The following is an 11988-nucleotide window of genomic DNA, read 5'->3' as shown; positions in this document are numbered from 1 at the left end:
GGCGGCGGTGCTCCGCGCTTCAGGGGATGTTGAAGCAGTCGTCGATGCAGCTCTCGAGGACCTGCGCGCAGCTCCGGTCGTCGAGGCAGCGCGCGCACTCCTCCACGCGGTCCCTGCGCTCGTCCTCGTCCTTCTCCTCGACCCAGGCGTCGATGTCCTCGGCGCACTTCTCGGTGTCGAGGTTGTCGTCGAAGCAGTCCTGCCGCTTCTCGCAGATGGAGTCCGCGTTGTTGGAACAGCCCACCAGCAGCGAGCCGAGGGCGAGCATCGTGGTCAGCGTCAGGGTTCGGAGCGTCATGGCGCGGCAATATGCATCAGCGCCGCGCCCCCTGGAACGTCCAGGAGGCGCGGTGCGTCATGGGTGCGAAAATGCGCTCCGATTGTGGCCGTGACGCGGACTACTTCTGGGGCGAGGGAGTCGTCGGAGCGGTGGAGCCGCCCGTCGTGGAGCCGTGGCCCATGGAGCCGTGGTCCGTGTGGCCGCTCGCGCCGCCGGAGCCGCCCATGTTGCCCATGCCGGCGCCGGAGCCGCCCACGGCCATGGCGTCATCCAGCTTGCCGAGGATGGTGTACGCCTGCTCGCGGTGCGCGGACACCTTCTGGCTGGTCTCCTGCATCATGGAGGTGAGCTGCGGGTCGGCGCCCGTCATGCCCTGCTTGGCGGCCATCAGCTTGCCGAGCGTGGCGTCATGGTCCCCCACCATGGAGGCCGTGTAACACGAGTCGAAGGCGGCACCCTTGAGCACCTGGAGCTCCTCCAGGGTGGCCTTGTCCTGGGCCATCATCTTCTTCTCCGTGTCGTTCATGGGCTTGGGCATGTCCGCGAGCTTCAGGTTCTTGCCCTTCGCATAGTCCATGAGCTTCTGGTCCATGGCGGTGTGGTCCTTCACCATCATGCTGGCAAAGGACTTCACGTCCGCGTTCATGGCGTTCTTCTCGGCGAGCTGGCCGAGCTTGATTTCCTGCTGGTTGGTGTAGTGCAGCCGCTCCAGCATCGCCTTCTCGTCGGTGGGGGCCATGAAGCCCTGGAACTCGACGGTGCCCTTCTCACCCTTCGTCGCCTTGCCCTGCTGGCCCGGGGGGCTGCCCGCCATGCCGCTCTGCGCGAGCGCGAAACCGCCGGTGAGGAGCGAGGCCGTGACGATGATTCCCTGAATGGTGCGCTTCATGTCGTGCTTCTCCTTTCGTGCTACGAAATTCTTGAAAGCCCTGGCTGATGGGCGCGCACGTTGGAACGGTGACGCCGGGGCTCGCACGGAGTGGGAAGGGCGTTCGTGCGCCACCACACGGTTGGAGGGCGTATGGGTGCGGCGGCCGACGGAGGTCCTGCCCGCGAGTCCGGGGTTGAACGTTCAATGGCGCACGGAGCGCTCCTCTTCGGTGGGCTCGCGCGGCGCCGGGGGCGGAGCGCGCGGGGCGCGGGAGCCGTACACGGCCTCGGAAGACGTTCCGGTGGGCTGCCAGGGCCAGCGGCCCTCGAGCTCGACGGTGAGGGTGAAGCTGAGGAAGGTGCGGACGAGGACGATGAGGCCCAGCACGGACACGCCCATCAGCGTGGGCTCCTGGCTCACCGTGCGGATGATGTCCGCGGCGACGAGGAACTCCAGGCCGAGGAGGATGGCGCGGCCCATGTTGAGCCGGAAGCGGCGGTAGGCCTCGCTCGGCGTGAGCCCGGCGCGCTTCCAGAGCAGCAGCGTGACGGCCCACAGGGCGCCCAGCACCATCGTGCCCACCCCCGCGCCTTCCATGCAGCGGGCGGACAGCACTATGAGCGAGTCGAACTCCATCGGGCCTCCTCGCGCGTGAAGCTACGCACGAGGAGGAGGGCAGCCATGAAAGGACGGGCGCCCGGCTGGCTGAGCGCCTTACTGGCGGGCGTCAGCGCCCGGCGTCGGGCTTCGGCGCCGCGGGCTGCGCGGGCGGCCGCGGCTGCGCGCCGGGCTCGGTGCCGACGTTCATCTCCGACAACTCACCCTCCTCGTTGAGGAAGGCGTCGGCCACGTGGTCCACCTGCTCGGGCTTGAGGTTGGTGAGCATGACGGTGGCCGTGCGCGTGCGCGCGGCCAGCGCCGTCTCGCCCAGCGCGCGGTGGATGCGCGTGAGGGCCACGTGGATTTCCGGGTCGAACGGGTCCGAGGCCAGCGCCTCCAGGTACGCCACCTTCGCCTTCGCGTAGTCCTTGCGGAACAGGAGGATGCGGCCCAGGTGCACGTTGGTGGACGGCGAGCCCGGGTACACGCGCAGGCTGCCTCGCAGCACGCTCTCCGCCTCGTCCAGCCGCCGCAGCTCCAGGAGCGCCAGCGCGTACTTGTTGGACACGGACTCGTACTTGTCGCCCACCAGCTTGTGCGCCTTGGCGTATTCCTCCGCCGCGGCCTTCACGTGGTTGCGCTCGCGCAGCAATTCACCCAGGTGCGCGAAGCGGCGCGCCGGCACCTCCTCCACGTTGTCGAAATCGCCGAAGGAGATTTCGCGGCCCTTCTTCTCGGACTCGTCCTTCACCTTGCCCTTCGCGTCCTCCTTCAGCACCACGCGCTCCTCGCGCGGCTGGAGCTCCTGCGGGAAGGGCTGCTTCTTGATGTGCGCCAGCCAGGCCTTCTCGAAGAGGGCGAAGGGCATGCCCGTGGCCGCCTCCACCGCCTTGCGGTCCTTCTGCCCGGCCTTCAGCTCCTGGATGATGGCGCGCAGGCCCGCCGAGCCCTTCGTCTGGTGCACGTAGTCGATGGCGTAGAACACCTCGGCGAACGCGGTGGCCGCGTCCTCCGCCGTGGGCAGCATGGCAATCGACGGGTGCATCTTCTCGAAGGGGATGAGCGTGTCCGCCTTCACGCGCCGGCCCAGCAGGGCCTGCGTGGAGGGTGTCATCGCCATGCCACCCTTGCCGCGCCAACGCGACTCCAGGAACTTGGCCATGCCCTCGTGCAGCCAGATGGGCACGGTGTTGTGGCTCGACTGGCTGATGACGAGGTGGATGTACTCGTGCGCCAGCGTGTCCTGCCAGTCGTAGCCCTGGGCCACGGCCTTGGGGCTCGTCACCATCAGCTTGTTGAACTTGCAGATGGCGATGGTGCCGGTGGTGCGAATCTGCTTCTCGGTGAGCGTGCTCACCTTCGACAGCTCGCGCGCGTTGTTCACCACCTCGACGCGAATCTTCCCGTTGGGCGGCGTCCAGCCGAGGTCCTCCGCCATGGCGCGGTGGATGGCCTCCAGCGTCTCCAGCGCGTAGGGCACCAGCACCTCTTCCTTGCCCTTCGGGTAGAAGAAGATGAAGTGCTCGCTCTCCGCGCGCTGGTGGTTCTTGGTGATGTCGCGCGTGTCCTTGGCCAGCCGCAGGTAGCTGCCCGGCTTGTCCTCGATGTTGGCGCCCTGCAGCAGCGTCACCGCGTCGCCGTAGCGCCCCTCTTCGAAGGCCACGCGGCCCTGGTAGTACTTCAGCGGCTCCAGCTCCTCGGGGACGAGCTGCTCCACCTCGGCCAGCTCGCGCTTGGCGCCGGGGACGTCCCAGTCATCCAGGGACTGGTCCACGCGGCCCAGCCGCTCCTTCACCTCGTCCTTGAGCGACGCGTCCTCTGCCAGCGCGACGCCGGAGAGCGTCACGGCCAGCACCGCGAGCAGGGCCCGGACGGACGCGTGCGTGTGCATGCCGTGTCTCACTTCACCAGCTCCTCGTAGTAGCGCTTCACCTGTTCCTTGTACTTCTCAGGCGCGCCCTGCTTCATCGCGTCCAGCAGGTCCTTGCGGAACTCCTTCGGCGCCTGGAAGGCGTCCTCATCCGGCAGCTCCACCTTGTTCTTCGGGTCGCTGCCATTGCCCTCCTGCCGGCGCGCGCCCGCGCCCATGGGCAGGGGCAGGCCGCCCTTGCCGCTCTTCTGGCCCTCCTGCATCTGCCGCTGGAACTGGCGCAGGCCTTCCAGTGCGGCCTGCTGCTCGCCGTAGCCGCGGCCCGGGTCCTTGCCCTGCATCCGCTGCGAGGCCTCGCCCATGCGCTGGCCCACGTTCTCCATCTGCTGCGAGGCCTCCTCGCCGAAGAGGGGCGCCATCTGCTGCATCTCCTCCATCTGCTGGCGCAGGCCCTGCGCGCGCTGCTCCAACTGGCCCTGCTGCTGCGCGAGCTGCTGGAGCTGCTGCTTCTCCTGCTGCGACAGCTGCGAGCCCGGCGGCGGGAAGAGGGACTGGAGCTGCTTGTTGACCTCCTCCACGCCGCGCGCGTCGCGCTCCAGGCGCTGCGCGAGGTTGGCGGACTGCTGCCGCACCTCGGGCGGGTTGCCGAACATCTCGTCGAGCTGCCGCTGCTGCTCGCCCATCATGGAGAGCTGCCGGGCCGCGTCCTCGGCGCGCGCGGCGGCCTCGGCCGCGAGGTCGAAGTCGTTCACCTTCAGCGCGTTCTCCACGTTCTGCAGCTCGGACTGGGCCTCCTCCAGCGGGCGTGCGGCGCGGCTGTTGAGCTGCTCGGGCTGCAGCTTCTTGTAGTCCTCCTGCGCCTGCTGGACCTTGCGCAAGAGCTCGTCCTTCACGGCCTGGCCCTTCTCCGCGAGCCGGTCCTTGTTCTGCGCGCGGGCCTGGTCGCGGAGCTGTCGCGTCTGGTCCGCCACCTTCTGCTGCTCCTGGACGGTGCTCTGCAGCTCCTCCATGAACTTGCCGAACTTCTCCGCCAGCTCGGGGTACTGCTCGGAGCCGAAGTCGCTGCTCTCCTTGTCCAGGTTCTGGAGCATCTCGTCCATCTGCATGCCGAGCTGCTGGAGCTTGGCGAGGGCCTCGTCCGTCTTGCCCTCGCGCATCAGCTTCTCGACTTCATCCATGGCGCCCTGGAGGTCCTGCTCCTTCACCATCTCCGTGAGGGCCTCGGCGTTGAGGTGCTCGTCGCGGATGCCCTTGCGCATCTCCGCCATGCGCTGCATCAGCTCCTGGATGCGATTCTTCATCTGCTGAATCTGCTCCATCACCGCCTGGCGGGCCTGGTCGTCGGGGTTGTTCTTGAACTGCTCGACGAGGTTGGCCAGCTCGCGCCGCTCGTTGGCGAGCTGCTTGGCCAGCTCCTGCAGGGCCTCCAGCTTCTGCCTGTCGAGCAGCGACTCCAGGTAGAGGATGTCCTTCTCCGCCTCGTCAATCTCCTCGTTGACGACGGCGGTGAGGCGGTTGCCGGTGCCCCAGTCCTCGCCCCGGGCGCGCTGGGTGCGCAGGTAGAGGCGGCGGAAGTCCGCGGTGCCGGAGATGTGGCTGCCCAGCGCCTCGGCGATGTGGCTCAGCGCGGAGACCAGCTCGGAGGGCACGTCGCGCTCGCGCGCCAGCTCCTTGGCCAGCGTGCGCATGTCCGTCATGAGCTGCTGACCGCTGGTGTCCACGGAGGCCGCGGTGGCCACGGCCTGCGGGTCCTTCTGCTTCGCGCGGTCCGGGCCCTCGAGGCGGTCCGCGAGGTGGTCCACCATGCGGCCCCAGAGATGCTCGGCCTTGTCCAGCGCGGCGCGGAGGTGCTCGGCGGCGGAGTAGATGCGCAGCACCTGCGTGCGGCTGACGCCCTTCTTCGGGCCCTCCACCGCGTCGTTGTCCTGCGCCTCGACGTAGTAGGTGATGCGGTCCCCGGGCTTGATTTTGAGCGTGCCCAAGTCCCACGTGAAGGTGGAGCGGTTGCGGCGGCCGTCCTCGCGCGGCAGCGGCACGCGCGTCTCCTGCTGCGCGCCGGGCGTGCGGTAGACGAGCGACAGGGTGGACAGGCCGTAGTCGTCGGTGGCCTCGTACTTGAGCGTCACCTTCTGGCCGGGGTCCACCTCCAGCTCCACCGCCGGGGTCATCAGCGTCACCTGCGGCGGCTTGTCCGCCTCCACGTTGAGCGCGATTTCGGGGCCGGTGACGAGGAGCTTGTCGCGCGGGCCGTAGAAGGCGAAGCGGTAGTGGCCGGACTGCTTCGCGACGAAGGCGCCTTGCAGGTCGCGGTTCTCCGTCACCTTGAGGGGTGTGGCCTGGCCGTTGACGGCGATGTCCGCGCGCTCCACGGGGCGGTCCGAGCGCGTCTTGAGGAGAATCTCGGTGCCCGCGGGGGCGCTGATTTCGCCGTTGGTGCCGGGCACGGTGCGCTGGGCGAGGCCCGTGTACGCGGGGTAGCGGTACGTCAGCTCGATGTCGCCGGTAATCGGCTCGGCCTGCGCCTGGGCCTGCGGGCCCTTCCCCACCTCGCTGATGCGCGTCATGCCCGCGCTCCAGCGTCCGCCCGCGAGCATCATGAGCACGAAGAGCGCCAGCAGCACGCCGCCGGACGCGAGCGCCGCGCGCTTCAGCGGGCGGCCGTCCACCACGGAGCGCACGTCCACCGTGCGCACGCGGGTGTCCATCTGCTGGAGGAAGGCGCCGGCCAGCTCGGAGGACCAGCCGGCCCCGGTGCCGCGCTCGTGCTTCAACTCCACGGCGGCCAGCACGTCCAGCGAGAGCTCCGGGCGCTTGTGGCCCACGAGCCGCGCGGTGCGGGCGTCGTCGCCCACCTGCTTCTTCGCGAGCCACAGGCCGAAGACGCACGCCACGCCCACGCCCACGGGGAGGGCAAGCCACAGCACGGAGCCGCCCAGGCGCGGGGCGACGAGGCCGAGGAAGCCCGCCGCCGTGAAGAGGAGCGCCGCCGCGCTGGCGCCCAGCATGGCGCCCTGCGCCCAGAGGTGCCGGCGCTGACGCTTGCGCACGGCGGCGAGGAGGGCCTCCACGCCCGGCGCGCCGCGCCCGGTGGCTCGGAAGGCCGGCGCCGCTGGGGGCGGCGGAGACGGGGGCGGCAGCTCGGGGCCTGGGGTCTGCGGGGTGTCGAGATTCACGCTGTCCTGTCCGCTCGGTGGCAAGCCAACCCGTGCCGGGGCGGGCTATTTCCCGATTCTCTAGCAGCCTCCCGTCCGGCGCGAGGGACCTGGCTCCGGAAGGCTCACGGGAGGGTGCCCACGGTGTCGGGCGTCGGAAGGAGGCGGATGGGGGAGGGTCCGGGAGGCAACGCGAGAGGAGGCCCGGCCCTTCCAGGGTACCCCCCTCCCAGGGGAGGGGGAGGGGGCGGACGGCCGGTCAGCGCGCGGCGGGCTTCTTGGCCGCGTCGCCGCCAGCCTCTTCTTCCATGGGGACGCCGCCCAGTTCCTGGGCGAGCGCGGTGAGCACGTCCTGGGTGCAGAGGATGCGCGTGCGCGACATGCGCGAGAGGACGCGCTGCACGGCGGACTCCACCGTGCCCTCGGAGGGGATGTCCAGCGCGCGGCCCGCGTCGGTGAGGGCGAAGAGCGCCTTGCGTCCGTCGAGCGGGTCCGACTTGCGCTCCAGGAGGCCCCGCTTCTCCAGGCGCTTGAGGACGCCGGTGAGGGTGCTGGGGTGGACGTGGAGAATCTGTGCGAGGGTGCCGGCGGTGATACCGGGGAAGCGGCCCACCAGGCGGACCACGAGCCGCTGCGGGCCGGTCAGCCCGAGCGTGGCCTCCATCCGCTTCGAGGTGGATTGGAGCCCGTGGTCCACGGCCCAGAGCAGGCGCATGAACTCGAGCACCTCTCCGAGCGGAGGGCCCTTGTGGGGACGCTCGACTTCCTGCGGTGCCGGCTCCTCGCTGGCCGTGTCCTTCATGGGTACATCATCCTTCACCTGCCGCCTCCCTGTCTCTCCGGGTCGTTTGTGTTGCAGAAGGTCTACCGCTACCCGGTGTGTCCTGCTGAGCAAAATCCGTTGTCTGTTGGTCACCAGCAAGCTACGGGCCGACTTGCCGCCTGCCATGGAAGCCCTCGTGCGCCCCTTTCGCGTTGCCCCCGGCCTCGTTCTCGCGACTGATGCGTCCGTTGACGCGCGCTTCTGGACGCCGGGGCGCCGGGGCTCGTTGGAGAGAGGAGAGGGGCTCGGCTGCCCGGTTGCCGCACTGAACGGTTCTGACGGGAGCTCCGACCCCGGGCCGCAGGACGCCGCGGGTGTGGACCGGGCCGCGTGGATGGCGCGGAGGTGGGGCGGTGCTTCCCACGGGGCTTTGACACGTCAATTGACATGTCAGGTGGAGGCGGGGCGTTCGCCATGAGAAGGCTCTTCGCGGGCATCGCCTTCCTGAGCCGCGTCCCTGTTCCGGGCGCGGCGACGTTCGACGCGGCGGATGTGGGCCGGGCCACGCTGGCCTTCCCGCTGGTGGGCGCGCTGCTCGCGGCGGTGCTGGTGGGGGTGCGGTACGTGGTGTACCCGGCGCTGCCTCCGATGGTGGCGGCGTTCCTGCTGCTGGCCGTGTCCGCTCTGCTCACCGGGGCGCTGCACCTGGACGGGCTCGCGGACATGGCGGACGGCTTCGGCGGCGGGCGCACGAAAGAGGACGTGCTGCGCATCATGAGGGACCACCTCATCGGCGCGTACGGTGGGGTGGCGCTGCTGCTGCTCGTGGGGCTGAAGGCGAGCGCGCTGGCCTCGCTGCTGGAGCGCGGACAGGCCGACGCGGCGCTGGTGGTGTCGATGGTGCTGGGGCGGTGGGTGTCCGTGCCCATGGGGCGCTTCCTGCCGTATGCGCGCGCCTCGGGCGGGCTGGGCACGGTGATGACGGAGCACGTGGGGGGGCTGGAGGTGGTGGGCTCCACGCTGCTGGCGCTTGGATTGTGCCTGGGGTTGCTGGGGCCGGTGCGAGGGAGCGCGGCGGTGGTGCTGGTGGCCTGCGTGTCCGCGCTCCAGGCGGCGTGGTGCGTGAAGAAGATTGGCGGCATCACCGGGGACACGCTGGGCGCCAACACGGAAGTCTGTGAGGCGCTGGTGCTCGTGCTGGTGCTGGCGCTCGGATGATGGACTGGCGGCTACCTGGTGGCGTGACGCGCATGGTGCTGGTGCGGCACGGGCAGCCCTCGGAGGAGATGCGAGGGCGTTGCTACGGGCGGCTGGACGTGGGCCTGTCGCCGGAAGGGCGCGCGCAGGCGGACCGCGTGGCCGCGTTCCTGTCCCGCGTGGAATTGGCCTGCGTCTACGCGAGCCCACGGATGCGCGCGCTGGAGACGGCGGCGCCGCTCATGGCGGGACGGAGCGGGCAGGCCGTGGTGGAAGAGGCGTTCCGCGAAATCGACTTCGGCCTGTTCGAAGGGCTCACCTACGAAGAGGCCGAGCGCCGCTTCCCGGAAGTCTACGCCGAGTGGATGGCGAACCCGACGCGGGTGCACTTCCCGGAAGGAGAGAGCTACCCGGCCATGCGCGAGCGGGTGCGCGAAGGAGGCCGAGCGCTGCGGGCCCGGCACGTGGGCCAGTGCTTCGCGCTGGTGTCCCACGGAGGCGTCAACCGCACGCTGCTGGCCGAGGCGCTCGGCATGGACGACGCGCGCCTGTTCCGGCTGGGGCAGGAGCACGCCGCCGTGAATGTCATCGACTTCTTCGGCGACGAGCCCGTGGTGAAGCTGATGAACGTGGCCTGCTACCTGCGCGTCGACCTCTGACACACGAAGGCCCTTCCCACGCGAGGTGGAAAGGGCCCGTGCTCACCTCACGTCTGGACTACGGCGCCGGGGCCACGGTGGGCTTCGGCGCGGGCTTCTGGGCCGGAGCCGCGGGCGCGGCCGGAGCAGCAGGGGCCGCGGGCGCGGCGACGGGAGCCGGCGCCTCCTTCTTCGGCTCGGGCGGCATCTCCAGCGTCTTGCCGCGCTCCTGCGCAATCCGGCGGTACCACGCGTCCGGGTACTTCGGGTGGTTCACCTTGCCCTGCTCGTCGCGGACGTTGCCGTCGATGTACTTCACGAGCAGCGTCTCACCCAGCTTGCGCCAGCGGCTGTGGACCTTCTCGCCCTGCTTCACCGAGTAGTCCGTGAGGTACTTGCGCGCCTCCTCGGGGCTGCGCTTGTACAGCTCCAGCGCGGCCTGCTCGATGGAGCTCTGGTCCGCGAGGAACTGGCCCTCCAGCGCGCCCTGCTCGCGCTGCACGTCCACGGACATGTCGCTCCAGCGCGCGTAGGCCTGGTTCGACACCCAGTTGAACACCCAGAAGGACGAGTCCCAGGAGAACTGCCCGCGGCTCGCCACGCCCTGCGCGAAGTTGTGCGGCACCTCGCGGATGCCCGCGTACATGGGCGTGTAGACCGTCATGGACGTGTCATCCACGCCGAACCAGAGCACCCCGCCGATGGGCGACGGCATCCCCGAGCGCATCTGCGCCACGAGCGAGAAGCCCGTCTGCTGCGTGGAGATGGCGCGCTCGTGGACGTACTTCTTCCCGTCCACCTCCCACGTCATCGGCCGCCAGCGGTAGGGCGCCGCGTACGGGCCCGCGCCCACGTCCTTCGACAGGTCCAGCGGCGTGCCCTCGAAGTGGTCTCTCATGAGGGCCATGGCGTCCTGCACGGACAGCTCCTTGTCCGGCTTCACCCACAGCGGCAGGCGCTTGCCCGGCGCCGAGCCATCCGCGTACTCCGCGCCGAACTTCTGCGACGGCGCCGCGCGCCGGAAGATGCTCCACACACGCGCCTCGGAGAAGCGCTGCCCGCCGAAGTCGAGCGGGTGGTACGCGTCCGCGAAGCTGAAGTCCTTGTCCTCGCCCTTGAACCAGCCCTTCTCCCGCGCGAAGGAGATGACGTCCGGCGAGTAGAGCGTGGTCTCCTTCTCGTTGAGGGGGAACTTCGTGATTCGCGACTGGTTGGCGTGCGCGGTGAGGTAGCCCTCGGGCACCTTGCGGGCCACCCACACGGCGCCCTTCTGGCCCTTGCCCTTGCCAATCATCTCCAGCAGCCAGGCCTCCTTCGGGTCGGCGATGGAGAACGTCTCACCCGTGGAGGCGTAGCCGTACTCGGCCACGAGGCTCGTCATCACCTGGATGGCCTCGCGCGCCGTCTTCGCGCGCTCCAGCGCGATGTAGATGAGCGAGCCGTAGTCGACGATGCCCGCCGGCCCCTCCAGTTCCTCGCGGCCCGTGAAGGTGGACTCGCCGATGGAGACCTGGTGCTCGTTCATGTTGCCGACCACCGAGTACGTCTGGGCCGGCTGGGGGATGCGGCCGAGGAACTTGCCGGTGTCCCACTCGAAGATGTCGCGCATGGCGCCGGCCGCGTGGCGGCGCGCGGGCGTGTAGTACAGCTCGCCGTACAGCTCGTGCGCGTCGGCCGCGTAGGTCATCAGCGTGGAGCCATTCGCCGCCGCGCCCTTGGACACCAGCATGCTGGTGCACGCGAGCACGGGCTGAGCGACCAGCGCGGCCGTGACGGGCAGCGCGGTGAGCAGATTCGCAATGCGTCGGTTCATGGCGGCGCAGAGTACCAAGATGCCCCGGGTTGGCTACCGCTCCCGCCGTACGCCTCCCTGCCTGCTCGCGTTGACGCGGTGTTGCACGACAGGGCCGCCGCCCCGGACCCCGGAGGAAGGGGTGAAGTCCGTGAGTCCATGGCGGCGGCCCCCATGCCGGGGTTCCTTTCAGGTTCTCAGTGGTTCGTGGCGACCACCTCCTTTCCCTCGGGAGGAGCGGGCACCTGCTCCACCTTCAACGTGGTGGGCCCCGAGAGCGCCAGGTGCGCCTTGAGCTTGAGGAACTTCTTCTTGCCGAAGCCCTTCACGCGGACGAGCTCCTCCACCCGCTGGAAGGGCCGCTTCTTGCGATGCTCGATGATGCGCTGCGCCGCCTTCTCACCGACGCCCGGCAGCAGGTCCAACTGCTCCGCCGTGGCCTCGTTGAGGTTCACCATGCCGGTGTACTGGGTGCGCAGCTTCCCGGCCTCCGCCACGCCGGGGCCGCACAGGAGCAGGCCCAGCACCACCATCCACAACGCCCTCACGAGTGGCCTCCCACCGGCATCGCGTCCAGGCCCGGCTCCCCCGCGTACCGCCCCGCCACCGCCGCCGTGTCGCGCTTCTCCGCCGCCTCGCGCACGTGCAGCTTCCCGTCGAGCGGCAGCACATCCAGCAACACGTTCAGCGAGCCGTCCTTGTTCACGAAGGCGCTCCCCGCCCGCACCCAGATGCTCCCGCCCTTGCCCTCGCGAATGGAGAACACCGCCAACCGCTTCCCCGCCGTCAGCATCAACCACCTCCACACTCCGTCCCGCGTCACCA

Annotated in this window: 11 protein-coding genes; 2 read left to right on the top strand and 9 right to left on the bottom strand. The window is 69.8% G+C overall.

The window, feature by feature from the left end:
* Nucleotides 1-19: 19 nt before the first annotated feature.
* The 6 genes from ACVTJA_RS46105 to ACVTJA_RS46080 all read right to left on the bottom strand — a co-directional run bounded on the left by ACVTJA_RS46105 (nucleotide 20) and on the right by ACVTJA_RS46080 (nucleotide 7575).
* On the bottom strand, nucleotides 20-298 hold the full coding sequence (locus ACVTJA_RS46105; RefSeq protein ID WP_465830410.1) for a hypothetical protein: 279 nt from the start codon (nucleotides 296-298) through the stop codon (nucleotides 20-22).
* 100 nt (nucleotides 299-398) lie between these two features.
* Nucleotides 399-1169, bottom strand: coding sequence for a DUF4142 domain-containing protein (locus tag ACVTJA_RS46100; protein WP_465830408.1), 771 nt, complete (start codon nucleotides 1167-1169; stop codon nucleotides 399-401).
* 183 nt (nucleotides 1170-1352) lie between these two features.
* Entirely contained in the window at nucleotides 1353-1766 is a 414-nt protein-coding gene (locus ACVTJA_RS46095; RefSeq protein ID WP_465830406.1) for a DUF1622 domain-containing protein, read from the bottom strand.
* A gap of 112 nt (nucleotides 1767-1878) precedes the next feature.
* Nucleotides 1879-3642 (bottom strand): peptidase MA family metallohydrolase, encoded by a 1764-nt coding sequence (locus ACVTJA_RS46090; protein WP_465830405.1) that lies wholly within the window; start codon nucleotides 3640-3642, stop codon nucleotides 1879-1881.
* Nucleotides 3643-3650: 8 nt separating this feature from the next.
* On the bottom strand, nucleotides 3651-6794 hold the full coding sequence (locus ACVTJA_RS46085; protein ID WP_465830403.1) for a DUF4175 family protein: 3144 nt from the start codon (nucleotides 6792-6794) through the stop codon (nucleotides 3651-3653).
* A 238-nt stretch (nucleotides 6795-7032) separates the two neighbouring features.
* A complete protein-coding gene (locus ACVTJA_RS46080) occupies nucleotides 7033-7575 on the bottom strand; it encodes a MarR family winged helix-turn-helix transcriptional regulator (RefSeq protein ID WP_465830401.1) in 543 nt (180 codons plus the stop codon).
* A gap of 435 nt (nucleotides 7576-8010) precedes the next feature.
* On the opposite strand from ACVTJA_RS46080, the gene cobS reads away from it, so the two are divergent.
* The gene (gene cobS / locus ACVTJA_RS46075) at nucleotides 8011-8754 is read left to right on the top strand and encodes an adenosylcobinamide-GDP ribazoletransferase (protein ID WP_465830399.1); all 744 of its coding nucleotides are present in this window, start codon (nucleotides 8011-8013) and stop codon (nucleotides 8752-8754) included.
* Nucleotides 8751-9392, top strand: a complete 642-nt coding sequence (locus ACVTJA_RS46070) for a histidine phosphatase family protein (RefSeq protein ID WP_465830397.1) — start codon at nucleotides 8751-8753, stop codon at nucleotides 9390-9392. Before cobS ends, ACVTJA_RS46070 begins: the two co-directional genes overlap by 4 nt.
* 58 nt (nucleotides 9393-9450) lie before the next feature.
* Here the strand turns inward: ACVTJA_RS46070 and ACVTJA_RS46065 are convergent, their stop codons facing one another.
* From ACVTJA_RS46065 to ACVTJA_RS46055, 3 genes are all read right to left on the bottom strand, one after another.
* Complete coding sequence (locus ACVTJA_RS46065) at nucleotides 9451-11184, bottom strand: dipeptidase (protein ID WP_465830395.1); 1734 nt, start codon at nucleotides 11182-11184, stop codon at nucleotides 9451-9453.
* A 176-nt stretch (nucleotides 11185-11360) separates the two neighbouring features.
* Complete coding sequence (locus ACVTJA_RS46060; RefSeq protein ID WP_465830393.1) at nucleotides 11361-11711, bottom strand: ComEA family DNA-binding protein; 351 nt, start codon at nucleotides 11709-11711, stop codon at nucleotides 11361-11363.
* Nucleotides 11708-11956, bottom strand: a complete 249-nt coding sequence (locus ACVTJA_RS46055; protein WP_465830392.1) for a hypothetical protein — start codon at nucleotides 11954-11956, stop codon at nucleotides 11708-11710. The genes ACVTJA_RS46060 and ACVTJA_RS46055 overlap by 4 nt, the downstream gene beginning before the upstream one ends.
* Between the last annotated feature and the right edge of the window lie 32 nt (nucleotides 11957-11988).

It is taken from the genome of Pyxidicoccus sp. M6 (assembly GCF_055568925.1).
Note: the sequence above shows the minus strand (reverse complement) of the source record. Positions and strands in the feature narration are given on the sequence as shown.

Excerpts from the sequence above, each read along its gene's own strand:
- ACVTJA_RS46065 (WP_465830395.1), bottom strand. The coding sequence starts at position 11,184 with ATGAACCGACGCATTGCGAATCTGCTCACCGCGCTGCCCGTCACGGCC.
- ACVTJA_RS46055 (WP_465830392.1), bottom strand. The coding sequence starts at position 11,956 with ATGCTGACGGCGGGGAAGCGGTTGGCGGTGTTCTCCATTCGCGAGGGC.
- ACVTJA_RS46070 (WP_465830397.1), top strand. The coding sequence starts at position 8,751 with ATGATGGACTGGCGGCTACCTGGTGGCGTGACGCGCATGGTGCTGGTG.
- ACVTJA_RS46080 (WP_465830401.1), bottom strand. The coding sequence starts at position 7,575 with ATGAAGGACACGGCCAGCGAGGAGCCGGCACCGCAGGAAGTCGAGCGT.
- ACVTJA_RS46090 (WP_465830405.1), bottom strand. The coding sequence starts at position 3,642 with ATGCACACGCACGCGTCCGTCCGGGCCCTGCTCGCGGTGCTGGCCGTG.
- ACVTJA_RS46100 (WP_465830408.1), bottom strand. The coding sequence starts at position 1,169 with ATGAAGCGCACCATTCAGGGAATCATCGTCACGGCCTCGCTCCTCACC.
- ACVTJA_RS46105 (WP_465830410.1), bottom strand. The coding sequence starts at position 298 with ATGACGCTCCGAACCCTGACGCTGACCACGATGCTCGCCCTCGGCTCG.
- cobS (WP_465830399.1), top strand. The coding sequence starts at position 8,011 with ATGAGAAGGCTCTTCGCGGGCATCGCCTTCCTGAGCCGCGTCCCTGTT.